Below are 25,686 nucleotides of genomic sequence, written 5' to 3'. Positions count from 1 at the left end.
GCGGCGAGATCGCGAAGCTGCGTTTTGTCGTCATTGCCTGCGACAAACGCGAAGCGTTTGCGCAAGGGAGCGAAGCGACGAAGCAATCCATTCTTTCTTGTTGCTACGTGGATTGCTTCGCTTCGCTCGCAAAGACGATTAGGCTGTTTGAGGTTTGAATCCGTCCACCTCGTCCCGGGCAGACGAGCCCCGCGAGCGGCGTCTTTTATTTCAAGCAGGCCGCGGCATCGGCGGAACGGCAAATGCTATCGGCTGAGTGACCTGGAGAAGGCATCTTTAGAACATGATCCTGATCGGCCAATATGATTCCCCCTTCGTCCGCCGCGTCGCGATTGCGCTGCGGCTTTACGGCCTCACCTTCGAGCACCGGCCATGGTCGACTTTCGGCGACGGTGACAAGATCGCGCCGTACAATCCGCTGCGCCGGGTGCCGACGCTGCTGCTCGATGCTGGCGAGGCGCTGATCGAGAGCACGGCGATCCTGGATTATCTCGATGAACTGGTTGGGCCGGACAAGGCAATGATCGCCGAGAGCGGCCCCGAGCGCCGCCATGCGCTCAAGATATGCGCGTTGGCGACCGGTTTAGGCGACAAGGCGGTCAGCCTGGTCTACGAGCGCGTGCTGCGGAAAGACCATCAGTCGAAGCTCTGGGTCGAGCGTTGCGAGACGCAGATCGGCGGCGTGCTGGAGGTGCTGGAAAAGCAGCGCGCCGGCATCGCCTCGCCGTACTGGTTCGGCGCGGCCATCGGCCATGCCGACATCGCGGTCGCCTGTGTGCTACGCTTCACCAGCGAGGCCCATCCGCTGTTTTTCAATGCCGCGCGCTATCCAGCGCTGTCAGCGCATGCTGCGGCTTGCGAGGCGCTGCCGGCGTTTTCCGAGATCGTGCAGCCGCTGATCCCGCCGAGCGCGTGAGTTGCATCCATTTCAACGTCAAAGATGAGATCAGCCGCCGGAATCGGGCGACCGAGCAGATAGCCCTGCGCCTGCGTGCATCCAGCGGCGCGAAGCAGCGCAAGCTGCTCTTCCGTTTCGACCCCTTCTGCAACCGTGACAATGTCGAGGCTTCTTCCGAGGTTCGCCACGGCGCACACAATCGCCGCGCTGGCTTCCATCTGGGCCATTTCGCTGACAAACGACCGGTCGATCTTGATCCGATCGAACCGGAACAGCCGGAGGTAGCTCAAGGACGAGTAACCGGTTCCAAAATCGTCAAGCGCGATCGATATGCCGAGCGCGCTCAATTCCTGCAGGGTGCGTATGTTGTCGTTACTGCGTTGGAGCAGAACCGTTTCGGTTATCTCGAGCTCGAGCCGATAAGCCGGCAATCCGGAATCTGCAAGAATGGCTGCGACGTGACCCGCCAGGTCAGGGCTTTGAAACTGCAGCGGCGACAGGTTCACCGCAACCTTGGCATAGGACGGCCAGTCAATGGCATCGGCGCATGCCTGACGAAGCACCAACTCGCCCAGGGCGTGAATCAGACCCGTCTCCTCCGCAAGCGGGATGAACCGATCGGGCAGTATCAGGCCGTGCACAGGATGGCGCCAGCGGACGAGCGCCTCCACGCTTATCGTGCGACCGGTCTCGATGCTGCAAATCGGCTGGTAGTGGACCTCGAATTCCCTGGCGCCGATCGCCCGACGCAGGTCCTGCTCCAGTCTGTAGCGTTCCGTCAGGCCCAGATCTTCGTCTGGCTCGAAGAATCGATGGGTGTTGCGACCCTGGGCCTTGGCGCGGTAAAGCGCGAGGTCCGCGTTCTTCAACAACTCGTCCGGATCGTTGCCATCCCCCGGGGCGAGCGCAATGCCGATGCTGATGCCGATCTCAATGCGGTGACCGTCTGGATCGTAGGGCTGGCTGATCGCTTCGACAATTCGCGCGGCGAGCGCGCTGGCATCGAGCGGCGCGAGAGAGGCGACGATGGCGAATTCATCTCCGCCGAGGCGGGCGACGGTATCGGTCTCTCGAATGCAGCTGTTCAACCGGTTCGCCGCCATTCGCAGCACCGCATCGCCGACCGGATGACCCAGCGTGTCGTTCACGGCCTTGAAGCGGTCAAGATCAAGACAGAACACGGCGAGCGGCCGGTCGGGACAAGCCGACAGGGCTGCCTGGATTCGTTCGCGCAGCAAAATGCGATTGGCCAGTCCGGTCAGCGCATCGTGATGCGCCATATAGGCAATCTGGGTTTCGGCGCGGCGACGTTCGGTGACGTCCTCGTGGGTTGTCACAGTCCCGCCGTCCAGCATCGGCCGGGCAACCACCGCGATGCAGCGGCCATCGTTCAATTGGCAGTAGAACGCGGCCTTCCTTCCGTCGCCCGTGCCGGCAGCCGCGGTCCCCCTGATTCCATCAAGCGACTCATTCGACATCAATCCCGACCGCACCCGATCCTCCAGGATTTCCTGAAGGGTCATGCCTGGTTGGAAGAATCCTTCCGCCCACGCATAAATCGCGATGTACTCGTCGTTGCACACGACCAGCCGCTGCTCGGCATCGAACATCGCCAGACCTTGCGACATGTTGTTGAGGGCGGTGTCGAAGCGCATATTCTGGATATGAAGCTCGTCTTTCTGTTGTTGCAGCCGGTCGCGATACGACACGACCGCGTTGATCATCTGGCCGATTTCGTCGCTGCGGTCCCGGCGATCGAGATCGAGATCGGTGTTGCCTCGCGAAATCTGCGACATCGCCCGCGTCACCGACCGGATCGGTCTCACAATGGAGCCGGCGACCAGAAGCGTCACCAGGATGCTGATCAGTCCGCCGGCAAGTCCGCCGACAGCGATCATCTTTTTTCTGGATTCCGCTTCGTCTGCCAATGTGCCGGTGACGGAGCGCGTCCGCTCGGTGACCCACGCCGACAGATTATGCAGCTCATTGGCGAGTTGCTGGAAGTCGTCATCGGTCCCCCCCAGCATCATGGTCGCCATCGGCGCGTCGGTGGCGGCGACATCCAGAGTGTCTCGCGCGGCCCTGTCGTACTTCGCCCATTTGATCTGCAGCGCGATCCAGTCCTGTCGCTCCCGGAGCGCCAGATTCGGTTGCGCTACGAGCGAGTTGACGCGGGATTTCAGCGCGGTCAGATCGGCGCGAATTTCCTTGCTCAAGCCCAACAGAAGCGCCGAGTTGACGCTGTTACTTCCCCACGTGACATGACGGAAAAGTTTGACGTGGGTCGCAATGATGTCGTGGGTCAGCTCCGCAACGGCATTCTGTCTCGGAAGGTTTGTATCCCTGAGCGTCGTCAGGCCGCGAGCTGATTTGTCCAGCGTCAGATAGGCGGTAGCGCCCAGCGCGCCCAGGCAAACAAATAGCACGACCGATGCTGCGAAAGCCTTTGCCCAAATCGGCGAGTTTTGCAGCAGGCGGGCGAACACTTGACTGATATCCCCCGGAGTGCCCGTGTTTTCAGAAACGGTAGACGCCGACGCCGACGAAATAATCGCCCAGCTTCTCGACGTAGCTCGACTTGTCTTCAATCTTGTTTGTGATTGGATTGGGCCACTTGTAGTCGATCCAGCCGCTTCTTGAAGTTGTCGCGATCGTAATCATGTCCCTGATCAGATGTTTGCCGTCTTGATCCTTGAGAGAGATCAGATTTTTTCCGACCAGCGCGGGCCGGGCTCCATGCGCGACGTTGAGCCCGGTAAGGTCATAAATAAAAGGATAGAGATCTCGATCGTGGAACTCTTTGGTCGATTGATCGATCACCGCCTTGAACGTCGCTTCCGGTCCGTCTGCGTGGAATTTGTCCTGGACCCGCTTCACCATGGCGACGGCCTCTTCGCGCGTGCCGAATTCGGACGCGTGAGCGAAATTTGCAAAGGCAACGATAACTGAAAAGACGATGCTCAGGGAACGAAACATAATTTGCTCCGTCATTCCGGGTCACGGTCAGGAGGAAGACGATATGACACGAGACCAGTGAGCCTAAACGTGTCAGGTGCGGCTAAATATTTCGCCTACAACCGGTTGTACCTGCTGCCATGGTTAAAACATCGTGAGCGATCTCGGCGCGACGCGTGGCTCGCAGTTTGCGTTGCCGCATCGTCGCGCTGTTAGACGGCCCGCGTCATCCGGCGCTGCGGAATGGTGGGAGGCGCTATCGGTATTCGCCGAGATCGTGCAGCCGCTGCCCGCCGATCGGGAATTGCACCCTGCCATGGAAGGGGAGGTTAGGCGGACTATGCCCGTGCCGCCTTCTTGCGGTAGGCCAAATGCACCGCGCAGTTGCAGCCAGGTGGGTGCGCGAGCATGTCCTTTGATTCGATATCGTTGGCGGGCGCGGCCGACGGCGCCAGCGTCGGCATCGCCTCCTTCACGCGGCGATCCTGCGCTGACTGGTCCTGCGTCGGGATGTAGTTCAACACCGGCGCCAGCCAGCGCTCGGCTTCACCAACGCTCCAGCCCTTGCGCGCGGCGTAGTCTTCCACCTGGTCGCGCTCGATCTTGCCGACGCCGAAATAGAAGCTTTCGGGGTGGCTGAAATAAAGCCCGGATACCGACGAGCCCGGCCACATCGCGTAGCTTTCCGTCAGCTTCACGCCGGCGGTATTCTCGGCATCGAGCAGGGCGAACAGCGTGGCCTTTTCGGTGTGATCGGGCTGCGCGGGATAGCCGGGCGCGGGGCGGATGCCCTTGTATTGTTCGAGAATGAGCTGATCGGGTGTCAGCGCCTCGTCCGGCGCATAGCCCCAGAATTCCCGGCGCACGCGGGCATGCATGCGCTCGGCGAAGGCTTCCGCGAGCCGATCGGCCAGCGCCTTGCACAGGATCGAGGAGTAATCGTCATTGGCGTTCTTGAACCGGTCGGCGATGATGTCTTCGCCGATCCCCGCCGTGACCACAAAGGCGCCGATGTAATCCGGCACCCGAGAGGACACCGGCGCGATGAAATCCGACAGCGCCGCGTTGAAGCGGCCTTCGCGTTTTTCGAGTTGCTGGCGCAGCGAATGGAAGGTCGCGACCTGCTTGCTGCGCGCCTCGTCGGCGTAGACGACGATATCGTCGCCTTGCGCGTTGGCGGGCCAGAAGCCGATGGTCGCCTGCGCCTTGAACCATTTCTCCTTGATGATGCGATCCAGCATGTTGCGGGCATCGTCATAGAGCGAGCGCGCGACTTTGCCGACTTTTTCGTCATCGAGAATGGCAGGAAAGCGTCCGGTCAGCTCCCAGGTTTGGAAGAACGGTGTCCAATCGATATATTCGGCCAGCTCCGCGAGGTCGTAATCCCTGAAACTCTTGATGCCGAGAAACACCGGCTGCTTCGGCGGCGTGCTGGCAAAGTCGATTTTGACCGCGTTGGCGCGGGCAGCCGTGAGTTTCAGCCGCTTCTTGTCGGCCTGGGCGCGGAAATGCGCCGCGGAAATCTTGGCGTAGTCGGCGCGCACCTCGGTGGCATAGGCCTCGCGCCGCTCCGGCGACAACAGCGCGGAGGCGACGCCGACGGCGCGGCTGGCGTCATTGACATGCACCACCGGGCCGCCGCGGTAGTTCGGGTCGATCTTCACCGCGGTATGGACGCGGCTGGTGGTGGCGCCGCCGATCAGCAGCGGCACGGTCATGCCCTGGCGCTCCAGCTCGCCGGCAAGAAAACTCATTTCATCGAGCGACGGCGTGATCAGGCCGGAAAGGCCGATGATGTCGGCGCCTTCGCGCTTGGCGGTCTCGATGATTTTTGTCGCCGGCACCATGACACCGAGGTCGATCACCTCGAAATTATTACACTGCAACACGATGCCGACGATGTTCTTGCCGATGTCGTGGACGTCGCCCTTCACGGTGGCAAGCACGATCTTGCCGGCGGAGTTGCGGCCGTCTCCGACAATGCCATTGGCGAGGTTACGCGCCTTTTCCTCCTCCATGAACGGCATCAGATAGGCGACCGCCTGCTTCATGACGCGCGCGGATTTGACGACTTGCGGCAGGAACATCTTGCCGTCGCCGAACAGGTCGCCGACGATGTTCATGCCGGCCATCAGCGGGCCTTCGATCACATTGAGCGGCCGCTCGGCGACTTTGCGGGCGTCCTCGGTGTCGGCCTCGATATATTCGGTGATGCCGTGCACCAGCGCGTGGCTTAGCCGCTTGTCGACCGGCCATTCACGCCAGGCGAGATCCTGCTCCTGCGTCTTCTTCTCCTTGCCGCGGAATTTTTCGGCGAGCTGCAGCAGCCGCTCGGAAGCGCCGGGGTCGCGGTTGAGGATGACGTCCTCGCAGGTCTGGCGCAGCTCGGGATCGATGTCGTCATAGACGATCATCTGCCCGGCATTGACGATGCCCATATCCATGCCGGCCTTGATGGCGTGATACAGGAACACCGAATGCATCGCTTCGCGCACCGGCTCGTTGCCGCGGAACGAGAATGACAGGTTGGAGACGCCGCCCGAAATATGCGCGTGCGGCAGGTTCTGGCGGATCCAGCGGGTGGCCTCGATGAAATCGACGCCGTAATTGTTGTGCTCCTCGAGCCCGGTCGCGATGGCGAAAATATTGGGGTCGAAAATGATGTCTTCCGGCGGGAAGTCGAGCTGGTTGACGAGGATGTCGTAGGCGCGTTTGCAGATCTCGGTCTTGCGCGCGAAGGTGTCGGCCTGGCCAGCCTCGTCGAACGCCATCACCACCACGGCCGCACCGTGACGCCGCGCGATTTTGGCCTCGTGGATGAATTTTTCCTCGCCTTCCTTCATCGAGATCGAATTCACCACCGGCTTGCCCTGCACGCATTTCAGGCCGGCTTCGATGACGTTGAATTTCGAGGAATCGACCATCACCGGGACGCGGGCGATGTCCGGCTCGGCGGCGACGAGGTTGAGGAAGGTCACCATCGCCTGCTCGGAATCAAGCAGGCCCTCGTCCATGTTGACGTCGATGATCTGCGCGCCGTTCTCGACCTGGTCGCGCGCCACCTGCAACGCCGCGGTATAATCGCCCGCGGTCACCAGCTTGCGGAATTTCGCAGATCCGGTGACGTTGGTGCGCTCGCCGACATTGACGAAGGGGATGGCCGCCGTCAGTTCGAACGGCTCCAGGCCGGAGAGCCGCAGCCGCGGTTCGATCAGGGGGATCGCGCGCGGCCGGTGCGGTGCGACCGCCGCGGCAATCGCCGCGATATGGTCAGGCGTGGTGCCGCAGCAGCCGCCGACGATGTTGACGAGGCCGGCGGATGCAAACTCGCCGATCAGGCGCGCCATATATTCCGGGCTCTCGTCATACTGGCCGAATTCATTGGGAAGGCCGGCGTTGGGATAGGCGCACACCAGGGTGTCGGCGACGCGGCCGATGTCGGCGATATGCGCGCGCAGATCCTCGGCGCCGAGCGCGCAGTTGAAGCCGATCGTGATCGGTCTGGCGTGGCGCACCGAATTCCAGAACGCCTCGGGGAGTTGCCCCGACAGCAGCCGCCCGGATTTGTCGGTGATGGTACCGGAGACCATCACGGGCACGTCGACGCCGCGTTGCTCGGCAATTTCGGCGATGGCGTAGAGCGCGGCCTTGGCATTGAGCGTATCGAAGATGGTCTCGACCAGCAGCAGGTCGGCGCCGCCGTCGAGCAGGCCGTTGATCTGCTCGCCATAGGCGGCGCGCAGGTCGTCGAAGCTGACGGCGCGATAGCCGGGGCTCGACACGTCGGGCGAGATCGAGGCGGTGCGGTTGGTCGGGCCGATCGCGCCCGCGACAAAGCGGGGCTTGCCGTCTTCTGCGCTCACCCGTTCGGCCGCGGCGCGCGCCAGCCTCGCGCCCTGCAGGTTAAGCTCATAGGCGAGGTCCGACATCTCGTAATCGGCCTGCGCGATTGCGGTCGAGGAAAACGTGTTGGTGGCCACGATGTCGGCGCCGGCGCGCAAATAATCGGCGTGGATATCCTCGATCGCCTTCGGCTGGGTCAGGATCAACAGGTCGTTGTTGCCCCTGACGTCGCGGTGGAAATCCGCAAACCGCTGCCCCCGAAACGCCGCCTCGTCATATTCGAGGCCCTGAATCATGGTGCCCATGGCGCCGTCGAGCACCAGGATGCGCTCGCGGGCCGCCGCGAGCAAAGCGGTTCGCTTGGGGGAGACGGGTGCGCTCATCGGTCAGGCGGCTTTCTGTGCGCCCGAGGGGCGAATACCGAGCAAATGACAAATCGCGAACACGAGGTCCGCGCGGTTCATGGTGTAGAAGTGAAAGGTGTCGACGCCGTGCTTGTTGAGCTTCTGCACCTGGCCCGCCGCCACCGTGGCCGCCACCAGCTTGCGGGTCTCGGCGTCGTCGTCGAGGCCTTCGAATTTCGCAGCCAGCCAGTCCGGCACGCTGGTGCCGGCGCGGGTCACGAACGACCTCGCCTGCTTGAAATTGTGCATCGGCATGATGCCGGGCACGATCGGAATGAAGATGCCGCGGGCGCGAACCCGGTCGAGATAGCGGAAATAGAGGTCGTTATCGAAGAACACCTGCGTGATGGCGCGGGTCGCGCCGGCATCGACCTTGGCCTTCAGCACATCGATGTCGGCATCGAAGTCAGGGCTCTCGGGGTGTTTTTCCGGATAGGCCGAGACGGAGACCTCAATGTCCGGATATCGCCGCTTGATGCTGGCCACCAGCTCGGGCGAGGTTTGGTAGCCATCGGGATGGGTGGAAAAAGCCGTGCCGATGCCGCCGGGCGGATCGCCGCGCAGCGCCACGATATGGCGGACCCCGATATCGTGATAGCGGCGGACGATCTCGTCGATCTCGCCGCGCGCGGCACCGACGCAGGTCAGATGCGCGGCCGGCAGAAGTTCGGTTTCAGCGAGGATGCGGGCGATGGTGGAATGGGTGCGCTCACGGGTCGACCCGCCGGCGCCGTAGGTCACCGACACGAAACTCGGAGCGAGCGGCGCGAGGCGCTTGATGGTGTCCCACAGGCTCTTCTCCATCTCCTCGGTTTTCGGCGGGAAGAACTCAAAGGAGATTGCGGGCTGTTTCAACACGCGCTGTCCCTCCGATATGGGGGGCGTAACCTCGGTCATGGCACTCACAAGCTCCGCAGCGATGGACGACGCCAGGGTCTAGGCCTGGAAGGCTAAAATAGGCGAAACGAGGCTGCCAAAACAGCCCATCTTATGTGGGAAATGGCCCAATTTATGTAGGAACCATGATATTTTTTGCCACTTTCCGCATGAGTGGGCAGGCCGAGGCTAATTGGCCGGATTCGCAATAACACCATTGTTTTAAGGCAATATCGGCTCGGTCTGGTGCCGGCTGGGCGCTGTGGGCAGAGCTATGTCGGTGAGAAGTAAGTTTCAGTTAGCCCACTAGCGTACTGAGCCGAGCCATCCGAGGGCCCGGCGTCGCGGGCCTGATCTGCACAAGGAGGGCCTTTGTGGCTTCGACCCGCCGCACTAGGTTAAGGCCATGATCCCGCTTTCCGTCCTTGACCTCTCCGTCGTCACCACGGGCACCAAACCTGCGGCGGCGCTGCGCAACAGCATCGATCTGGCACGCCACGTCGATGCGCTGGGCTATGTCCGCTACTGGCTGGCCGAGCATCATAACCTGGCGTCGGTCGCCAGCCCGGCGCCCGACCTGATGATCGGGCAGATCGCCGCGGTGACCAAGCAGATCCGGGTCGGCTCCGGCGGCGTGATGCTGCCGAACCACGCGCCGCTGGTGGTGGCCGAACGCTTCAAGATGCTCGAGGCGCTGTTTCCCGGCCGGATCGATCTCGGGCTTGGCCGTGCGCCGGGCACCGACGGCGCCACCGCGCACGCGTTGCGCAGCCGGCTCGATCGCCGCGAGGGCGACGATTTCCTCGAGCGGCTGCATGAGCTGACCTTATGGGAGACCCGCGATTTCCCGCCCGGACATCCCTACCACAATGTGGTGGCGATGCCGGACGATACGCCGCTGCCACCGATCTGGCTGCTCGGCTCCAGCGATTATTCTTCGGAACTCGCAGCCCAGGTCGGCATGGGCTTCGCGTTCGCGCATCATTTTGCATCTTTTGATGCGGTCGAAGCGCTGACCCATTACCGCAGCCACTTCAAGCCGTCGGGCTGGCGCTCAACCCCGCACGGCATTCTTGCCGTCGCCGCGGTTGCGGCCGAAACCGACGCGGAGGCCGAGCGACTCGCTTCGTCGATGGATCTCAACCGGTTGCGCCGGGATCGCGGCGAATATCTGCCGTTGCCGAGCGTCGAGGAGGCGCTGGCCTATCCCTATACCGAAAGCGAGCGTGCCTCGATCGCGCGCAACCGCGCGCGGCTGTTTGTCGGCAGCCCCGCCACGGTGCTGCAAAAGCTGCAACCGATGATTGCGGCAAGCCAGGCTGATGAACTGATGATCATCACCGCGGTCTATGACCATGACGCACGCAAGCGCTCCTACAGCCTGCTGGCGGATGCGTTCGGGCTCGGCAAGAAGGCGGCCGCGTAGGACCAACGCACAAACCTGCTTCGTCCCGGCCAAACCAGCGAGTCGGGCGGACGCGTGCCCTTGTCGCTCAAAGCGGCGTGCCGGACTTGGTGCTGAATCGATAGATGCCGTCAGCTCCGAGCACAGCATGCATGTCCACATCGGGGTAGCTGATCTCGTCGCCTGAACTTCGGTCTCCTATGACGAGTAGTTTGGCATCGGCTGCCGAGCAATTGAGGAAACGGTGAGCGTCACCTGAACCGGCGGGAAATCCAGCGCACATCCCTGCCGTCAATAGCTGCCGTCCATCGTTTGTCTCCAGCACCACCTCGCCTTCCAGCACAAGGATGAACTCGTCCTGGCGGGAATGGGCATGCCGGTAAGAGGACTGACCTCCCCGGAACAATTCGGGTCAGGTTGACGCCGAAATTCCGCAAGCCTGCGTGATCGCCGAGCCGCCGATTGTATCGCATCTGGTTAGCGGCGCGGTGAGGGTCCGGATAAGAGGTATAATTGCTCTCGCTCACTACGCCCGGATCAAATGCCGGATGCTTCAGCCTTGATTCTTCGGTCATCCCGTACCCCTTCTCATGAACCTTGATTGCCTGAACATTTTTGAATCATCGATGACCATTGCCCGCTGGATCGCCGGTCGCGCGCAGCAGCGTCAGCAGCATGCGATTGAGGGGCGTCGGCACCTGATGCCGTTCGCCGGCCGCGACGATGGCGCCGGTCAGCGCCTCGACTTCGAGAGGCCGCCCGCCGAGCCGATCGAAATACATCGAGGTACCGGCGTCGGCAGGATAGGTCAGCAGCGTCGCCAGGATTTTGCCGGCCTCATCTGCGGCAAGTCGCGCGCCGTCGGCGCGTCCGACCGCGGCAGCCTCATCGAGGATGGCAAGGCAGAGTGTCTTGACGTCCTCGCGCCGGAACACGGCCTGACGCCGGAGGGTGAGTGCGGTGATCGGATTGGCGACGGCATTGATCAGGAGTTTTCGCCAGGCCAGCGTGTTGAAATCGGGACTGCGAAGCACCCGCATCGGCGTGCCTTCGAGGAGCTCGGCGAACGCCGATCCGTCCGGATCCTCGTTAACGGCAAACTCGTATTCGCCGGCCCGCCGGAAGCGGACGCGATCGATGGCGTATCGTAGGCCTTGGTGCACAATAGGACCCAATCGCGCGGTTCCGCGTCGGTCGGATCGGTCAGGGGCTTGATCGGAACCTCGATCGCGCCATCCGATTGCTCGACCGTAAGCCGCTCGATGGGATGTCTGACACAGGCAATGACGTCGTGCCGATCGAGAGCGCAGAGCGAACCGGCGATGACGCCGCCGATGCTTCCGAGGCCGATGACGCCGACCGTCGCGCGGTCGGAACGTCCGACCGGATTGCCAGGTGACATGATGTTGCAAAACTCCACAGGTTTTTCGTAATACGGTATCGCGCACGGTATTGGCTGAAATTGCCGCGGTGCATCATCGCCGGCGGGCCATCGCGAGCCGCAAATCGAGATGGTAGGCCCGCGGCAATTTCAACCAATGCGATTCCAGAAATAGGCTACAATATTTTGAAAAGGCTGTCCGGCCCGCCATCCAAGCGGTGGCGCGGACGATGTTGCAGCTTCTGCAGCTTGCGCAGGGAGGATGCTCATGCAGTTCAGGGTTTCGCCGCAGACGCTTAAAGATACCAGCGCGGAGGAATGGCAGGCGCGGGTCGACCTTGCGGCCGCGCATCGCCTCGCCTTCATGCACGGCTTCAGCGAGGGCATCTTCAACCACCTGACCTTCGTGGTGCCGGGCCGCAGCGACCGCTATTACCAGATTCCGTTCGGCATGCACTGGTCCGAAGTGACGGCCTCTTCCTTCATGGAAGTCGGCATCGATGACGGCGAGGTCAGGCGCGGGGAGGGAGAAGTTGAACGCTCCTGCTACTGCATCCATGCGCCGATCCACAAGGCGTTGCCGCAGGCCAAGGCCGTGTTTCATACCCACATGCCCTATGCGAGCGCGCTGACGCGGCTGGAAGATCCGCGCATTAAGGAAATCGGCCAGACCGAGGTCGGGATGTCGGACAAGATTGCCTATGACGACGAATACACCGGTCCGGCGCTTGATCCGGCCGAAGGCGCGCGCCTCGCCCGCGTCATCGGCGACAAGAGCGTGCTGTTCATGGCCAATCACGGCATCTCCACCGTGGGTGAAACCATCGCCGCCGCCTATGACCGGCTTTATTATATCGAGCGCGCCGCCCAGGTTCAGATCTACGCGATGTGGACGGGGCAGCCGCTCAAGAAGCTGCCCGACACCGTGGTCGAGAAGACCAGGCGGGATATCGGTGGCTACCAGTACAAGGGGCCAACCCCGGCACAGCGGCACTTCGATGCCTTAAAGCGCATCCTCGACCGCAAGGAGCCGGATTACGCGACGTAGGTAGCGCAAATAATTCGCCATCCGCCGTCGTCCCTGCGAACGCAGGGACCCATAGCCACCGGCGTTCGTGGTTATGGAAGGTGTCTCCTTGCAGCGCTCCAACCGATAGGCCGCGGCGTATGGGTCCCGGCGTTCGCAGGGACGACGCCGAGGGGCATCTACTGGCTCACCCACACGATCCGGGCGATCCACGCGACCTCGGCGGCCGGCAGCGTGCGGTCGGGTTGGCTGGGGTTGAGCGATTGCAGCTCCAGCGTCTTTGAGGTCCGGCGCCTCAATTCCCTGACCATTACCTCGCCATCGACAATCTTCACCACCACGCGGTCGCCGCGCCGGATCGCGGTTGCCGGCGATACCACGATGACGTCGCCGTCACGATATATGGGCCGCATCTGGTCGCCGGAAATCTCCAGCGCATAGGCATGATCGTCATTGACCGCAGGCAGCGCCATCTCATCCCAGCCCTTGCCGGCCGGGAAACCGTCGTCGTCGAAATGGTGGCCGGCTCCCGCTTGCGCGAAACCAAGCAGCGGCACCGTCTGCACGGTTCGCGCGGCATCGTCGATCAACTGGACGAAGCTGTCGATGGAACTGCTGGCGGCGGCGAGCGCCTTGGCGACTGATTCGGTCGAAGGCCACCGCTCGCGGCCGTCGGCGGTGATGCGCTTGGATTTGTTGAAGGTGGTCGGATCGAGGCCGGATTTTCTGGCCAGTCCGGACGCCGAAAGTCCGGCGCGTTCGGCGAGCCGGTCCAGCGCGCTCCAGATCTGCTCGTGGGTCAGTATTTTCGGCGCTTTTTGGGTTTTGGCCATCCGGCGATCTTGCCAAGGTTAGGAATTATTCCCTCAATCAAACCGGTTTTCGCAAGCTTGGGCAAGACCCGGAATGCGGCCCTTGAAGTGCGCTGGTCACGCCGATACGGTCGGTCCGCATGATCCAACGAAAAGCAAGAATTCCTGGGAAATCCCAGGCGCCTCAGGCGACAAGCAGGACGCCAAGCGCGTGAAATCGATCTACAAAATCTGTCCGGCCTCGGCCTGGCGCGAGGCGGAGCGGCAAGGCGTGTTCCGCGGCAGCCCCGTCGACATAAGCGATGGCTTCATTCATTTTTCCACAGCGTCGCAGGTCGCGGAGACCGCCAGGAAGCACTTCTTCGGTCAAACCGGTCTGTTCCTGATCGCGGTCGACGCCGATGCGCTGGGAGACGCGCTGCGGTGGGAGCGGTCGCGCAACGACGAATTGTTTCCCCATCTCTATGGCGAACTCGATCTCGGCGCGGTCACCGGCATTCTCGATATGCGGGCGCGGTCCGACGGGTATCACGATATCCCGGAGCTGGCGCCGTGATCCGCGCATTCGATGCATTTTCGTTGCCGCTGTTGCGCTGGTTCGATCCGGAGGATGCGCACCGTCTGGCGGTCCAGGGCCTGAAGCTGTTGCCACCGGCGCGGCCGCGGCCGGACGACCAAAAACTGGCGGTGCGGGCTTTCGGGCTGAATTTCCCCAATCCGGTCGGCATGGCCGCCGGCTTCGACAAGAACGCGGAGGTTTCAGACGCGCTGTTGCGCCTCGGCTTCGGCTTCGTCGAAGTCGGAACCGTGACGCCGAAGCCGCAAGCCGGCAACCCGCGGCCGCGGATATTCCGGCTGGAGCGCGACGAGGCCATCATCAACCGCCTCGGGTTCAACAATGACGGCGCGGAGGCGGTGTTGCGGCGGCTGGCCGGGCGGGCGCATCAGGGCGGCATCGTCGGCGTCAACGTCGGCGCCAACAAGGACTCCCCCGATCGTACCGCCGATTACGTGAAACTTATCGAGACCTTTGCGCCGGTGGCGAGTTATTTCACCGTCAACGTGTCGTCGCCGAATACACCGGGCTTGCGCAACCTGCAGCAGGCCGAGGCGCTCGATGATCTTCTGGCCAGAGTGATCGATGCGCGCGAGCGCGTGCGTCAAAACGCCGGCGACTCGCCGGTGCTCCTGAAAATCGCCCCGGATCTCAGCCTCAATGAGCTCGACGATGTGGTTCAGATCGCGCGCTCGCGCCGCGTCGACGGCATGATCGTGACCAATACCACCCTGTCGCGGCCCCCGACCTTGCGCGAGCAGACCCGCGCCAGGGAGTCCGGGGGGTTGTCGGGCAGGCCGCTGTTTCGGCTGTCGACCCGGATGGTGGCCGAGACCTATGTACGCGCGGAAGGAGCGTTTCCGCTGGTCGGCGTCGGCGGCATCGATTCCGGGGGCGCGGCGCTGACCAAGATCCGCGCCGGCGCCAGCCTGATCCAGCTTTATTCCGCGCTGATCTACAAGGGCCTTGGCCTTGTGGAGGATATCAAGAACGATCTTGCCTCCACGCTGCTGCGCACCGGGCGCGATCAGCTGTCCGAGATCGTCGGCGCGGATGCCGCGGCGATCACGGCCGAGGATTGGCCGGCGAGCTAGCGTAAGGGACGCGCAAGACAAACGCTAGATTTCGATCACCATGCCGTCGCTCGCCGCCTCATGGGTAAGGGTGTCGAGCCGGCCGAGCATGTCGTCGCTCATATGGGTGAGCACCAGCCGCTTCGGATTGATCTCGGTGAGATGCGCTTCGAGGGTATTCAGGCTGAGGTGATTCTTCACCACCTTGTCGTAATAATAGGCTTCCGCGATCAGCAGGTCGGCGTCGCGGCCCAGAGGAATCAGTGCCTCGGTCCATTCGGTGTCGGCGGTATAGGCGATGACGCGGTCCTCGGCCTCGACCCGGTAACCCAAAAACGGACCGCCGGATTCGCCGTGCACGACGGCAAACGGCGTCACGTTCACCGCGCCGAAGCTGTGCGTCTGTTCCGGCGTGAGGGCAACGACGCTGAGGTCGAAACGCTGCTTTGTCTTCGATGAATTCTCGAACAGCGCTTCCATCACCTGCGTAAGCCGGGCCTCGATTCCCTGCGGTCCGGCGATCACCAGCGGTCGGGTCCGGCGGGTGAACTGCGCGTCAAGCAAGAGAAACGGCAGGCCGCCGAAATGATCGCCGTGAAAATGCGTGATCAGGATGAGGTCGATATCGTCGCGCGCAACGCCCAGCCGCTTCAGCGCCGGCAGCGACGACGCGCCGCAATCGATCAGGAAATTGACGCGGTGGCCGGTGACGTGAAAACAGGTGTTGGCCCTGCCGCCGGAGCCGAAGGCGTCGCCGCAGCCGATAAACCGCAATTGCATCGCCCGCTCCCTTAACCCCGGCAAGTCACCGGCGCCTCTTCGAACGAAGCGCGCAGGTTCGCCGGATAGCGCAGCGCCTGCAAGCCCCCGCGCGCGGCGTAAAATATCAGAAAGGCGGTCCACAAACCGGCATTGCCGAACGCACGCAGCGCAAACCAGGTGCCGAGAAAGATCAGCAGTGAAAGCACCATCAGGTTGCGCATGTCGCGCGCCCAGGTCGCGCCGATGAAGATGCCGTCATAGGCGAAGGCGAACACCGCCAGCAATGGCGACACCGCCACGAACCATAAATAGGCCAGCGCATTCTGCCGAACGTCCTCGCTGGCGGTCATGGCCTGGATCAGCCAGGGGCCGAACAGCGCAAAAATCGCGGCCACCGCAAGCGCAAAGCCAAATCCCCACAGGATCACCAGGCGGACCGCGCCCGAGAACGCGGCGCGATCGCGGGCGCCGCAGGCGCGTCCGCAGAGCTGCTCGGCCGCGTTGGCGAGGCCGTCGAGGAAGAAGGCGCTGATCAGCAGGAAGTTGTTCAGCACCGCGTTGGCGGCGATCATGATGTCGCGATTGACCGCCAGCATGCGGACCAGCTTGGCGCGATCGAGCAGAGCCGAGATCGGCACGTTCAGTGGTTGGTGCGTGAGGCGTCGCGCGACCAGAACGCCGAGCAAGAGACCGACCGCTTCGGCGACAACGGCGGCGATCGCGGCGCCCGCAATCCCGGTGTCGAGCCAAAGCACAAGTGCCACGGTCGCGGCCATGTTGACGATGTTGATGTTGATCGCGATCTGAACCGCGAGCGCCAGTCCCGCGCGCGCCTGTCCGATCAGCCAGCCGAGCACGACATAATTGGCAAGCGCCAGCGGCGCCGCCCAGATACGAATGCCGAAGTAGACCCTGGCCGCGCGGGTGACGCCCTCGCTGCCGCCCATGGCGTCGAGCAGGACCGCGGCGAGCGGTAGCTGCAGGACGATGAGGCCGGCTCCGACCAGTGCTGCGATGACGAGTCCCCGCACCAGCAGCGCGCGTATTTCCTGCACCTCGCCGGCGCCAAGCGCCTGGGCGGTGAAGGCAATCGTGCCCATGCGCAGGAAGGCGAACAGCCAGATCAGGCAGTCGAAGACAACCGTTGCCATCGCCACCCCGCCGAGCAGCGTGGCGTCGCCGAGCCGCCCAATCGCAATGGTCGAGACGATGCCGATCAGCGGCGTCGTCAGGTTTGCGACCATCGCCGGACCGGCGATGGCGAAAACCTGCGCGGTCGTAACCTTGGATATGGAAGTCAACGAACCCGGCCTGCGCGCGATCCTATCGCCCGCGCGGCGCGCTGAACAACCGCGACAGCAGCCAGAGCGGAATCACGATCACCGCGCCGAGCAGGAAATAGCGCCACAAGCCGTTGATGGCGTCAAAGCCGAGATCCCAGATTCGCTGAAACAACAGCCGGATGCTGCTGAGAATGTTCCAGGGATCGAAGCCGATGGCCGCGAGCACCACGCCGACCAGGATCGACAGCAGGACCAGCCGGAACGCCACGGTCAGCGGCGAGCCGCCGAGAAAGCGGTACAGGCCCTCATTGGCCGCCGGCAATTCCCTTGTATCGTCTGGCATCGATGGTCTCCCGCGCGGATTTGCCCGCATACTGTAGTACAGAGCAGGGGAGATGGGGAACCCGCCTGTCGGCGTCAATGGCCGTCTGCCGCCGCATCCTGAATGGTTCGGTCGGCTTTGAGCACCCGCTCCAGCGTTTCCAGCCGGTCGGCCTCGCGCGGTGGCTTGTCCCAGCGCAGCCGGTTGATGCGCGGAAACCGCATCGCCACGCCGGATTTGTGCCGCGACGAGCGTTGCAGGCCCTCGAAAGCCACTTCCAGCACCAGCCCCTGTTCAGGTTCATGAACGACATGGCGGACGGGACCGAATTTTTCGACCGTGTTGCGGCGGACGAAACGGTCGATCTGCAGCAGCTCCTCGTCGGTGAAGCCGAAATAGGCCTTGCCGACCGGCACCAGTTCCTCGCCGTTGTCCCCCGAGGTCCAGACACCGAACGTATAGTCCGAATAATAGGACGAGCGCTTGCCGTGGCCGCGCTGCGCGTACATCAGCACGGCATCGATGATGTGAGGGTCGCGCTTCCACTTCCACCACTGGCCTTTGGGGCGGCCCGGAAGATACGGCGCGTCGCGGCGCTTCAGCATCACGCCTTCGACGGCGTCGGCATCTTCGCCGGCGCCGGCGCCAGCCGGATCGCGTCGCGCCGACGTCAGCGCGTCCCAACTATCGAACGGGATTGTTGGCGAAAGATCGATCCGCGCATCGTCGAGCCTGCTGACAAAAGCTTCCAGCCGCGCGCGGCGTTCGGCGAACGGCAACGCGCGCAGGTCGGTATCGTCCTCGCCGAGCAGATCGTAGGCGCGCAGATGGATCGGATAGTCCTTGATCAGCTTCGGCGAGACCACCTTGCGGTTGAGGCGTTGCTGCAGCACGTTGAAACTCTGCACCCGGCGCTCGCGCACCACCAGCAATTCGCCGTCGATCGCGCCCGGAAGATGGAGTGACGGCAGCAAGTCCGGAAAGCTTTTGGTGATGTCCTCGCCCGTGCGCGAATAGAGCCGTGCCACGGTATTGCCGTGCGGGTCTTTGCCGCTGACGGCCTGGATGCGGATGCCGTCCCATTTCCATTCGGCGATGTAGTCGGAAGCGGCGATGTTGCGGAAGTCCGTGTCCTCGATCGCGTGCGCCAGCATCACCGGCCGGAACGGCGAGGGATCAAGATTGACGGGCTTGTCGCCGCGGCCTTCCAGCCACGCAAACAGATCGAGGTAGGGCGGGCTGAGCCCCGGCCACATCAGTTCGATGTCGTGCGGGTCCTTGGCGCCGAACTCGGCTGCCGCGGTCTTGGCGAGCCGCGCCGAAATCCCGATCCGCATCGCGCCGGTCACGAGTTTCAACAGCGCCCAGCGGCCGGTCTCGTCCAGTTCGTCGAGCCAGCGTGATAGCTGCCTCGGCAGCTCGGTCTTGCCGAGCGTGCGAAGTGTGGTGACGACTTCGGTGAGGGTTGGAGGCGGCGGGTGGTTGTGGCCGGGGGCGGAATTGTTGTGGTCGGGCATGGTGCGCCCCCCACCCTCCACGCGCATCGCGCGTGGCGGGGTCCGAGGCGAGCAAGGCTCGCTCTCGAGGTTGGGGGTGGGGGGTCTATCCGCAGGAAACGCAGTTTCCGTGATTGCGGCGCCGCCCCCCACCCCCGACCCCTCCCCGCCGCTTCGCGGGGGGAGGGGAGTAGATCCTCCGTGGAACGGAGACGGCCACATCAGCGCCACCGTCTCCGAGAGGTCGCCGACGTAATCATACGACAAGGCGAACAGCACCGGATCGGTGCGCTCGGCGATCAGGTCGCGGATCAGCCCGGGTTTGGCGTGTTTGAACGACAGCGCGCCGGTCAGCGCGGCGAGCGCGTAGCCGCGGTCGGGGTCTTCGACCTCGCGGAAATAGCCGGCGAGCAGCCGCAGCTTGTTGTTGCGGCCGGGCTCATAGGCGAGCCGATCGAGCAGTTCAGCGAAGCGGTTCATGCTTCGCCATCCTCTGATGAAGTCGTCTCGCCTTCATCCTCGTCGCCGTAGCCGACCAGATCGAGCGGCCGCGCCGCGAGGCCGCGCGTCTTGCACCAATGCACCAGCGCGTCCTCCTGACCGTGGGTGACCCAGATTTCGCCCGCGCCGGTGGCGTCGATGGTGGCGGTCAGGCCGTCCCAGTCGGCGTGGTCCGATATCACCAGCGGCAGTTCGACGCCGCGCTGGCGGGCGCGGGCACGCACCCGCATCCAGCCCGAGGCGAACGCCGTGACCGGATCGGGAAATCGTCTTGTCCAGATGTCGGAGGTGGCCGACGGCGGCGCCAGCGTGACGGTGCCGGCGAGATCGGCCTTCTTCATGCCTCTGACCGGGCGCAGTTCACCGAGCGCCACACCGCGGCTCTGATAATAGTGGGTGATCTTTTCCATCGCGCCGTGCAGATAGATCGGCGCGTCGTAGCCGGCTTCTCGCAGCAGCGCGATCACGCGCTGCGCCTTGCCGAGCGAATAGGCGCCGACCAGATGCGCGCGCTCCGGAAACAGCGCCACCGAGGCCAGCAGTTTTTTCACCTCGTCCGCCGCGCTCCCGTGGCGAAACACCGGCAGGCCAAAAGTGGCCTCGGTGATGAAGACGTCGCAGGGCACCACCTCGAACGGCGCGCAGGTCGGGTCGGGCGCGTCCTTGTAGTCACCGGAGGCGACGATGCGGATGCCGCCGCGAGCCACCGCGATCTGCGCCGAGCCCAGCACATGGCCTGCGGGATGAAATTCGACGGTGACGTCGCCGAGTTTTATCGCTTCGCCATAGCCAATGGCCTGCGTTGTGCCGGCGAAATGGTCGCCGTAGCGCAGCCGCATCATGTCGAGCGTCTCCTGGGTGGCCAGCACCGCGCCATGGCCCGGCCGTGCATGGTCGGAATGGCCGTGGGTGATGACGGCGCGCTCGACCGGCCGCACCGGATCGATATGGAAGCCGCCGGGTTTGCAGCACAGACCGGCGGCGACGGGCATCAGGATGTCTTGCGGACGCATTTTGGATATATAGGGCGTGCAGCGGCGATTTTTACCTCTCCCCGACCGGGAGAAGTAAGCCCGCGAACCGAGTGTGGAGCTGATGCCCGCGCGACTGTTCCTGTCCTCCGGCGATCTGGTTGCCGACCGCCGGTTTGATTTTGCGCGCGATCTGCGGCTCAAGGGCGATCTCGCCGCCGCCGCCGATCTCCTGGTTCAGGCAACCGAGCTTGCGCCCGGTTTTGCCTCCGCCTGGTTCACGCTTGGCCAAATCCGCGAACAGCTTGGCGAGCGCGATGCGGCGATTGCAGCCTTCCGGAAAGCACTGGTCGCCGACCGCGACGACCGGCACGGCGCGAGCTTACGGCTGATGCTGCTGGGCGCCGAGAAACTGTCAGCAATGCCGTCGGCCTACGTCCGCGCGCTGTTCGATCAATACGCGCCGAAATTCGAAAGTGCCCTGGTCGACGATCTCGGCTATCGCGGCCCTGCGCTATTGTTCAAGGCGGTGCTGGCCGCCCGCCACGCGGTCCGCAAGCCGGCCTTCTTCAGGCGTGCCATCGATCTCGGCTGCGGCACCGGATTGGCGGCGAACGCCTTCGCCAGGGGGGTCGATCATTTCACCGGCATCGACCTGTCGCCGCGCATGGTCGAGAAATCGCGTGCCACCGGGCTTTATGCCGAGCTGGAGGTGGCCGACATGCTGGAGGGCTTGCGCGGCAAGCCTGACACCAGTGCCGAGCTCATCCTCGCGGCGGATGCGATGGTCTATGTCGCCGATCTCGTCCCCGTTCTGAACGAGGCGAGGCGCGTGCTGGTTGCCGGCGGCCTATTGGCGTTCACCGCGGAAACCCATGGCGGTGACGGTGTCGTGATCGGCGAGGGGCTGCGCTACGCCCACGGCGCGGCTTATGTGCGCGCGTCGATCGACGCGGCCGGCCTTGCATTGTCGCAGCTTGAAACGCTGTCGGCCCGCAACGAAGACAACACGCCGGTGCCCGGTCTGGTCGTGGTGGCGGCCAAGCCGTGAGCCATCCGCGACAATCGGATGGATTGCCCGGCCTTCTAAGCACTCGACCGCCGTGGCCGGACCGGCTTAACCTGAGCTCGTGAATAGCTTCGAACCAGATCTTTTTCCGTCCTCGCTGCTGCCTGAAAAGTTTCTGCGCTGGTTCGCGAGCCGTGGATGGTCGCCGCGCGAGCATCAGCTGGCGCTGCTTGACAAAGCCCGCGATGACCGCTCGGCGCTGCTGATCGCGCCCACCGGCGCCGGCAAGACGCTCGCCGGGTTCTTGCCGACGCTGGTGGAGTTGAGTGCTCTCTCTCATTCGGCGCGCTCTGCGCCCTCATCGCCGGTGCGCTCTTCTCCCCTCCTCCCGCGAAGCGGCGGGGAGGGGTCGGGGGTGGGGGGTGGCTCCGCGAATTCGCGTCTCCAAACTGACATCGAAACTGCCGCACCGCCCTCCACCCCCGACCTTGAGAGCGAGCTTCGCTCGCCTCGGACCCCGCCACGCGTTGCGCGCGCGGGGGGAGGGGAGAAAGAGGCGCCTGCTGCGCAGGAAGATGCAGCGCTCGCGGCGCATGCCTCGCGCAGCAACCTCACCTCCACCGGACGCGAGGTGAAACGAAGCGGCGGCCTCCACACGCTCTACATCTCGCCGCTGAAGGCGCTCGCGGTTGATATCGCGCGCAATCTGGAGGCGCCGATCGCCGAGATGGGCCTAGCCGTCAAGGTCGAGACCCGCACCGGCGATACGCCGGTCTCGCGCCGGCAGCGGCAGCGGCGTTATCCGCCGGACATCCTGCTCACCACGCCGGAGCAACTGGCGCTGTTATTGTCGTCCGACGACGCGCCGTTTCTGTTCTCGTCCCTGAAGCGCATCGTGCTCGACGAGCTGCATGCGCTGGTCACCTCCAAGCGCGGCGATCTGTTGTCGCTGGGCCTGGCGCGGCTGTGGCGGCTGGCGCCGCAGCTGCGCGCGATCGGACTGTCGGCGACGGTCGCCGAGCCGGAATCACTGGCGCGTTTTCTGGTGCCGCAGCGCGGCGGCGAGAGCGCGGCGGCCGATATCGTGATCGCCGGCGGCGCGGCGGCGCCGATCGTCGAGATGCTCGACACCCGCGAAAGGCTGCCCTGGGCCGGGCATTCCGCGCGCCATGCGCTCAACGAGGTCTATGAGCTGATCAAGCGCAACAAGACCACGCTGGTGTTCGTCAACACCCGCAGCCAGGCCGAGATGCTGTTCCAGGACCTGTGGCGGATGAACGATGATGGCCTTGCGATCGCGCTGCATCACGGTTCGCTCGACGTGGCGCAGCGCCGCAAGGTCGAGGACGCCATGGCTGCGGGCCGACTGCGCGGCGTGGTCTGCACTTCCTCGCTCGATCTCGGCGTCGACTGGGGCGATGTCGACCTCGTCATCAATATCGGCGCGCCGAAGGGCGCCTCGCGCCTGATGCAGCGTATCGGCCGCGCCAACCACCGCATCGACGAAGCGTCGCGCGCGGTCCTTGTGCCGGCCAATCGCTTCGAGGTGCTGGAGTGTCACGTGGCGATCGACGCGGTCAACGAGAACGCGCAGGACACCCCGCCGCTGCGCACCGGCGCGCTGGACGTGCTGGCGCAGCACGTGCTGGGCTGTGCTTGCGGCGAACCGTTTCTCTCCGACGAGCTCTATGCCGAGGTGCTGACCGCCGCCCCCTATTCAGGCCTGTCGCGCAGCGATTTCGATGACGTGGTCGATTTCGTCGCCACCGGCGGCTACGCGCTGAAAACCTATGAGCGCTTCGCGCGCATCAAGCAGGACAAGGCCGGCCGCTGGCGCGTCACCAATCCGCGTGTGCGGCAAAGCTATCGCCTCAATGTCGGTACCATCGTCGAGGAGGCAATGCTGAAGGTGCGCCTGGTGCGCTCGCGCGGCGCCAAGGGAAATACCGGATCAACCGGCGCACTGGGGCGCGGCGGCCGGATGCTGGGGGAGATCGAGGAATATTTCATCGAGGGGATGGTGGTCGGCGACACCTTTGTCTTTGGCGGCGAGGTGGTGCGCTACGAGCAGCTTTCGGAGGATCAGGTCTACGTCTCGCGCGCCAACGACGCCGACGCCAAGGTGCCGTCCTATATGGGCGGCAAGTTTCCGCTCTCCACTTACCTCGCCGAACGGGTTCGAAATCTGTTGGCTGACAAGCGCGCGTGGAACGGCCTGCCCGACCAGGTGCGCGACTGGCTGTCGCTGCAGGCGCACCTGTCGCGCGTTCCCGGAGCGCGCGAGCTGGTGGTGGAAACTTTTCCACGCGGCAATAAACACTACTTGGTCTGCTATCCCTTCGAGGGCCGACTGGCGCATCAGACGCTCGGCATGCTCTTGACGCGGCGGCTGGAGCGCGCCCGCGCGCGGCCGCTCGGATTTGTCGCCAATGAGTATGCGTTGGCGGTGTGGGGGCTCGGCGACATGTCGTTCATGATCCGGCAGGGCCGGCTCGATCTCAACGCATTGTTCGATCCGGACATGCTGGGCGACGACCTCGAAGCCTGGCTTGCGGAATCCGCGCTGATGAAACGAACCTTCCGCACCTGCGCGCTGATCTCGGGACTGATCGCACGCCGCTTCACCGGCGAGGAAAAAACCCGACGTCAGGTGTTGTTTTCGACCGACCTGATTTACGACGTGTTGCGCAAGCATCAGCCCGATCACGTGCTGCTGCGCGCCGCCCGCGCCGATGCCGCGACCGGCTTGCTCGATCTGCGCCGATTGGGTGATATGCTGCTGCGAATCAAGGGGCGAATCACCCACCGGGAACTGATGCGGGTTTCGCCGCTGGCGGTTCCGGTGATGCTGGAAATCGGCCGCGAAGCGGTCTATGGCGAAGCATCCGACGAGCTCTTGGCGGAAGCCGCCGACGAATTGGTGAAAGAGGCGACTGGATAAAACGTGACGGCGCGCGCGCAATCCCTCAAGGAAGAACCATCGGCCAGCATCGCCACCATCGAGGTCGCCGGTGTGACGCTGCTGGCCGATCTCTCCGGCGTGCTGTTCTGGGAAGACGAGCGCCTGCTGGTGGTCTCGGACCTGCATCTGGAAAAGGGCTCCAGCTTTGCCGCCCGCGGCGTGTTGCTGCCGCCCTACGATACGGTGGCCACACTTGGCCGGCTCGCGTCCGCCATCGCGCGCCACGACCCGCAAACGGTGATCGCACTCGGTGACAGCTTTCACGACCGCGACGCCCATCAGCGGCTGTCCGCGCCGGACCGCGAGGCGCTCTTGGCGATGCAAATGCGGCGCGACTGGATCTGGATTGCCGGCAATCACGATCCGGCATTGCCGTCCGATCTCGGCGGCATCGTCGCCAGCGAAGTCGCCATCGGCAGAATCGCGTTTCGTCACCAGCCGAGCGGGGCATCAGGCGAAATCGCCGGGCATCTGCATCCCAAGGCGCGGGTGGCGACGCGCGGCCGGTCGATGGAGCGGCGTTGTTTTGCCAGTGACGGCGAGCGCGCCGTGATGCCGGCATTCGGCGCCTATACCGGCGGCTTAAACATTCGCGACCAAGCCTTTTCGAAAATATTCCAGACGCCGGGCTTCATGGCGCATGTGCTCGGCGACCACCGGCTGCATGCGATAGCCGCCTCGCGGTGCTATTGAGAGAGTGACCATGCTGCCGTCGCTCCATGACGACTTCGTTGTTTCCTATGAGGTGAACTGCGAGACTCGCCAAATCAAACTCTGCGCAAAGCGCGATCCAAGGCTCCCAGCAATAAATGAAGAGCAAACGAGCCGTACTATCGTTTTCAACGGTATTGAAGGATATCAATTCGAGAACGATGCGTTCGGCAATATTGTCTTTTCATTAGCAGAAATTCCCGTCGAGCAACTTCTCGCTGAATACGGCTCCCGAATCGCGGAGTCTTATCGTTTGGCGGGCGCTCCAGGTTCGTGGGCGGCTGATCTCGCCTCTGCGACACAGGTGCTCAAGGCAAAGGGCATACGGGGCTTCATCCTATCCTCATCGTATGGCCTCTCTGGTTGGGTGCTCGCCAAGGAGGCCTTGGTCGAACCGACGTAGCCTAGGGGCGGGTTGCGCCCTTCGCTTTCGTCTGTA

Annotated in this window: 22 protein-coding genes and 2 pseudogenes; 10 read left to right on the top strand and 14 right to left on the bottom strand. The window is 63.8% G+C overall.

All coding sequences use genetic code 11. From position 1 onward, the window contains the following. Positions 1-283: 283 nt before the first annotated feature. Complete coding sequence (locus tag E8A46_RS03685) at positions 284-916, top strand: glutathione S-transferase family protein (RefSeq protein ID WP_291557616.1); 633 nt, start codon at positions 284-286, stop codon at positions 914-916. Here E8A46_RS03685 and E8A46_RS03680 read toward each other — a convergent pair. The 5 genes and pseudogenes from E8A46_RS03680 to metF form a co-directional block, all read right to left on the bottom strand. Continuing rightward, a complete protein-coding gene (locus tag E8A46_RS03680; RefSeq protein ID WP_291557613.1) occupies positions 826-2,622 on the bottom strand; it encodes an EAL domain-containing protein in 1,797 nt (598 codons plus the stop codon). The two genes, E8A46_RS03685 and E8A46_RS03680, sit on opposite strands and share 91 nt — an antisense overlap. An 18-nt stretch (positions 2,623-2,640) precedes the next feature. Further along, a pseudogene (locus E8A46_RS30405) lies at positions 2,641-2,694 on the bottom strand (hypothetical protein); the annotation flags it as partial. Positions 2,695-3,415: 721 nt separating this feature from the next. After that, complete coding sequence (locus E8A46_RS03670) at positions 3,416-3,874, bottom strand: cache domain-containing protein (protein ID WP_291557608.1); 459 nt, start codon at positions 3,872-3,874, stop codon at positions 3,416-3,418. Between the two features lie 317 nt (positions 3,875-4,191). Continuing rightward, positions 4,192-8,079 (bottom strand): methionine synthase, encoded by a 3,888-nt coding sequence (gene metH, locus E8A46_RS03665; protein ID WP_291557605.1) that lies wholly within the window; start codon positions 8,077-8,079, stop codon positions 4,192-4,194. Between the two features lie 3 nt (positions 8,080-8,082). Beyond that, positions 8,083-8,997, bottom strand: a complete 915-nt coding sequence (gene metF / locus E8A46_RS03660) for a methylenetetrahydrofolate reductase [NAD(P)H] (protein ID WP_291557602.1) — start codon at positions 8,995-8,997, stop codon at positions 8,083-8,085. A 385-nt stretch (positions 8,998-9,382) separates the two neighbouring features. Between metF and E8A46_RS03655 the strand changes: the two genes are divergently transcribed. After that, complete coding sequence (locus E8A46_RS03655) at positions 9,383-10,402, top strand: LLM class flavin-dependent oxidoreductase (RefSeq protein ID WP_291557599.1); 1,020 nt, start codon at positions 9,383-9,385, stop codon at positions 10,400-10,402. A gap of 67 nt (positions 10,403-10,469) precedes the next feature. Here the strand turns inward: E8A46_RS03655 and E8A46_RS03650 are convergent, their stop codons facing one another. The 3 genes and pseudogenes from E8A46_RS03650 to E8A46_RS30400 form a co-directional block, all read right to left on the bottom strand. Next, the gene (locus E8A46_RS03650; protein WP_291557596.1) at positions 10,470-10,724 is read right to left on the bottom strand and encodes a cupin domain-containing protein; all 255 of its coding nucleotides are present in this window, start codon (positions 10,722-10,724) and stop codon (positions 10,470-10,472) included. A gap of 277 nt (positions 10,725-11,001) precedes the next feature. Further along, positions 11,002-11,544 carry a ketopantoate reductase C-terminal domain-containing protein gene (locus E8A46_RS03645; RefSeq protein WP_291557594.1) on the bottom strand — a complete coding sequence of 181 codons (543 nt, stop codon included), beginning with the start codon at positions 11,542-11,544 and terminating at the stop codon, positions 11,002-11,004. Positions 11,545-11,561: 17 nt separating this feature from the next. Next, positions 11,562-11,705, bottom strand: a pseudogene (locus tag E8A46_RS30400) (2-dehydropantoate 2-reductase); the annotation flags it as partial. Between E8A46_RS30400 and E8A46_RS03640 the strand changes: the two are divergent. Together E8A46_RS03640 and E8A46_RS03635 are read left to right on the top strand one after the other, a co-directional pair. Continuing rightward, the gene (locus E8A46_RS03640; RefSeq protein WP_291557591.1) at positions 11,649-11,780 is read left to right on the top strand and encodes a hypothetical protein; all 132 of its coding nucleotides are present in this window, start codon (positions 11,649-11,651) and stop codon (positions 11,778-11,780) included. The pseudogene E8A46_RS30400 and the gene E8A46_RS03640 sit on opposite strands and share 57 nt — an antisense overlap. A 250-nt stretch (positions 11,781-12,030) precedes the next feature. Next, positions 12,031-12,810: a class II aldolase/adducin family protein gene (locus tag E8A46_RS03635; protein WP_291557588.1), complete on the top strand. Its 780-nt coding sequence runs from the start codon at positions 12,031-12,033 to the stop codon at positions 12,808-12,810. Positions 12,811-12,968: 158 nt separating this feature from the next. Here the strand turns inward: E8A46_RS03635 and E8A46_RS03630 are convergent, their stop codons facing one another. Next, on the bottom strand, positions 12,969-13,622 hold the full coding sequence (locus E8A46_RS03630; RefSeq protein WP_291557586.1) for a helix-turn-helix transcriptional regulator: 654 nt from the start codon (positions 13,620-13,622) through the stop codon (positions 12,969-12,971). A 190-nt stretch (positions 13,623-13,812) separates the two neighbouring features. Between E8A46_RS03630 and E8A46_RS03625 the strand changes: the two genes are divergently transcribed. Both E8A46_RS03625 and E8A46_RS03620 read left to right on the top strand, forming a co-directional pair. Then, on the top strand, positions 13,813-14,157 hold the full coding sequence (locus tag E8A46_RS03625; protein WP_291557623.1) for a DUF952 domain-containing protein: 345 nt from the start codon (positions 13,813-13,815) through the stop codon (positions 14,155-14,157). Continuing rightward, complete coding sequence (locus E8A46_RS03620) at positions 14,154-15,251, top strand: quinone-dependent dihydroorotate dehydrogenase (RefSeq protein ID WP_291557583.1); 1,098 nt, start codon at positions 14,154-14,156, stop codon at positions 15,249-15,251. Before E8A46_RS03625 ends, E8A46_RS03620 begins: the two co-directional genes overlap by 4 nt. A gap of 24 nt (positions 15,252-15,275) precedes the next feature. On the opposite strand, the gene E8A46_RS03615 is transcribed toward E8A46_RS03620, so the two are convergent. The 5 genes from E8A46_RS03615 to E8A46_RS03595 form a co-directional block, all read right to left on the bottom strand. Then, positions 15,276-16,010: an MBL fold metallo-hydrolase gene (locus tag E8A46_RS03615; protein ID WP_291557581.1), complete on the bottom strand. Its 735-nt coding sequence runs from the start codon at positions 16,008-16,010 to the stop codon at positions 15,276-15,278. Positions 16,011-16,021: 11 nt separating this feature from the next. Then, on the bottom strand, positions 16,022-17,236 hold the full coding sequence (locus tag E8A46_RS03610; protein WP_291557621.1) for an MATE family efflux transporter: 1,215 nt from the start codon (positions 17,234-17,236) through the stop codon (positions 16,022-16,024). A gap of 79 nt (positions 17,237-17,315) precedes the next feature. Next, positions 17,316-17,618, bottom strand: a complete 303-nt coding sequence (locus E8A46_RS03605; RefSeq protein ID WP_291557578.1) for a DUF6460 domain-containing protein — start codon at positions 17,616-17,618, stop codon at positions 17,316-17,318. A 74-nt stretch (positions 17,619-17,692) separates the two neighbouring features. Next, positions 17,693-19,573: an ATP-dependent DNA ligase gene (locus E8A46_RS03600; protein WP_291557576.1), complete on the bottom strand. Its 1,881-nt coding sequence runs from the start codon at positions 19,571-19,573 to the stop codon at positions 17,693-17,695. After that, the gene (locus E8A46_RS03595; RefSeq protein ID WP_291557573.1) at positions 19,570-20,607 is read right to left on the bottom strand and encodes a ligase-associated DNA damage response exonuclease; all 1,038 of its coding nucleotides are present in this window, start codon (positions 20,605-20,607) and stop codon (positions 19,570-19,572) included. Before E8A46_RS03595 ends, E8A46_RS03600 begins: the two co-directional genes overlap by 4 nt. 82 nt (positions 20,608-20,689) lie before the next feature. Between E8A46_RS03595 and E8A46_RS03590 the strand changes: the two genes are divergently transcribed. The 4 genes from E8A46_RS03590 to E8A46_RS03575 all read left to right on the top strand — a co-directional run bounded on the left by E8A46_RS03590 (position 20,690) and on the right by E8A46_RS03575 (position 25,650). Continuing rightward, entirely contained in the window at positions 20,690-21,616 is a 927-nt protein-coding gene (locus E8A46_RS03590) for a methyltransferase domain-containing protein (RefSeq protein ID WP_291557570.1), read from the top strand. A 79-nt stretch (positions 21,617-21,695) separates the two neighbouring features. Continuing rightward, entirely contained in the window at positions 21,696-24,515 is a 2,820-nt protein-coding gene (locus E8A46_RS03585; RefSeq protein ID WP_291557567.1) for a ligase-associated DNA damage response DEXH box helicase, read from the top strand. Positions 24,516-24,518: 3 nt separating this feature from the next. Further along, positions 24,519-25,229, top strand: coding sequence for a ligase-associated DNA damage response endonuclease PdeM (pdeM, locus tag E8A46_RS03580; protein WP_291557564.1), 711 nt, complete (start codon positions 24,519-24,521; stop codon positions 25,227-25,229). A 10-nt stretch (positions 25,230-25,239) separates the two neighbouring features. Next, positions 25,240-25,650, top strand: a complete 411-nt coding sequence (locus E8A46_RS03575; RefSeq protein WP_291557561.1) for a hypothetical protein — start codon at positions 25,240-25,242, stop codon at positions 25,648-25,650. The last annotated feature ends 36 nt before the right edge of the window (positions 25,651-25,686 follow it).

The sequence above is a fragment of the Bradyrhizobium sp. genome, assembly GCF_004799445.1.
GTDB lineage: Bacteria > Pseudomonadota > Alphaproteobacteria > Rhizobiales > Xanthobacteraceae > Bradyrhizobium.
Note: the sequence above shows the minus strand (reverse complement) of the source record. Positions and strands in the feature narration are given on the sequence as shown.

What these genes read in the sequence shown, in the direction of transcription:
- E8A46_RS03575 (WP_291557561.1), top strand. Translation starts at nt 25,240, where the DNA reads ATGCTGCCGTCGCTCCATGACGACTTCGTTGTTTCCTATGAGGTGAAC.
- E8A46_RS03615 (WP_291557581.1), bottom strand. Translation starts at nt 16,010, where the DNA reads ATGCAATTGCGGTTTATCGGCTGCGGCGACGCCTTCGGCTCCGGCGGC.
- E8A46_RS03635 (WP_291557588.1), top strand. Translation starts at nt 12,031, where the DNA reads ATGCAGTTCAGGGTTTCGCCGCAGACGCTTAAAGATACCAGCGCGGAG.
- E8A46_RS03595 (WP_291557573.1), bottom strand. Translation starts at nt 20,607, where the DNA reads ATGCGTCCGCAAGACATCCTGATGCCCGTCGCCGCCGGTCTGTGCTGC.
- E8A46_RS03655 (WP_291557599.1), top strand. Translation starts at nt 9,383, where the DNA reads ATGATCCCGCTTTCCGTCCTTGACCTCTCCGTCGTCACCACGGGCACC.
- E8A46_RS03600 (WP_291557576.1), bottom strand. Translation starts at nt 19,573, where the DNA reads ATGAACCGCTTCGCTGAACTGCTCGATCGGCTCGCCTATGAGCCCGGC.
- metH (WP_291557605.1), bottom strand. Translation starts at nt 8,079, where the DNA reads ATGAGCGCACCCGTCTCCCCCAAGCGAACCGCTTTGCTCGCGGCGGCC.
- E8A46_RS03680 (WP_291557613.1), bottom strand. Translation starts at nt 2,622, where the DNA reads ATGATCAACGCGGTCGTGTCGTATCGCGACCGGCTGCAACAACAGAAA.
- E8A46_RS03685 (WP_291557616.1), top strand. Translation starts at nt 284, where the DNA reads ATGATCCTGATCGGCCAATATGATTCCCCCTTCGTCCGCCGCGTCGCG.
- E8A46_RS03590 (WP_291557570.1), top strand. Translation starts at nt 20,690, where the DNA reads ATGCCCGCGCGACTGTTCCTGTCCTCCGGCGATCTGGTTGCCGACCGC.
- E8A46_RS03670 (WP_291557608.1), bottom strand. Translation starts at nt 3,874, where the DNA reads ATGTTTCGTTCCCTGAGCATCGTCTTTTCAGTTATCGTTGCCTTTGCA.
- E8A46_RS03605 (WP_291557578.1), bottom strand. Translation starts at nt 17,618, where the DNA reads ATGCCAGACGATACAAGGGAATTGCCGGCGGCCAATGAGGGCCTGTAC.
- E8A46_RS03630 (WP_291557586.1), bottom strand. Translation starts at nt 13,622, where the DNA reads ATGGCCAAAACCCAAAAAGCGCCGAAAATACTGACCCACGAGCAGATC.
- metF (WP_291557602.1), bottom strand. Translation starts at nt 8,997, where the DNA reads ATGACCGAGGTTACGCCCCCCATATCGGAGGGACAGCGCGTGTTGAAA.
- E8A46_RS03610 (WP_291557621.1), bottom strand. Translation starts at nt 17,236, where the DNA reads ATGGTCGCAAACCTGACGACGCCGCTGATCGGCATCGTCTCGACCATT.
- E8A46_RS03640 (WP_291557591.1), top strand. Translation starts at nt 11,649, where the DNA reads ATGTCTGACACAGGCAATGACGTCGTGCCGATCGAGAGCGCAGAGCGA.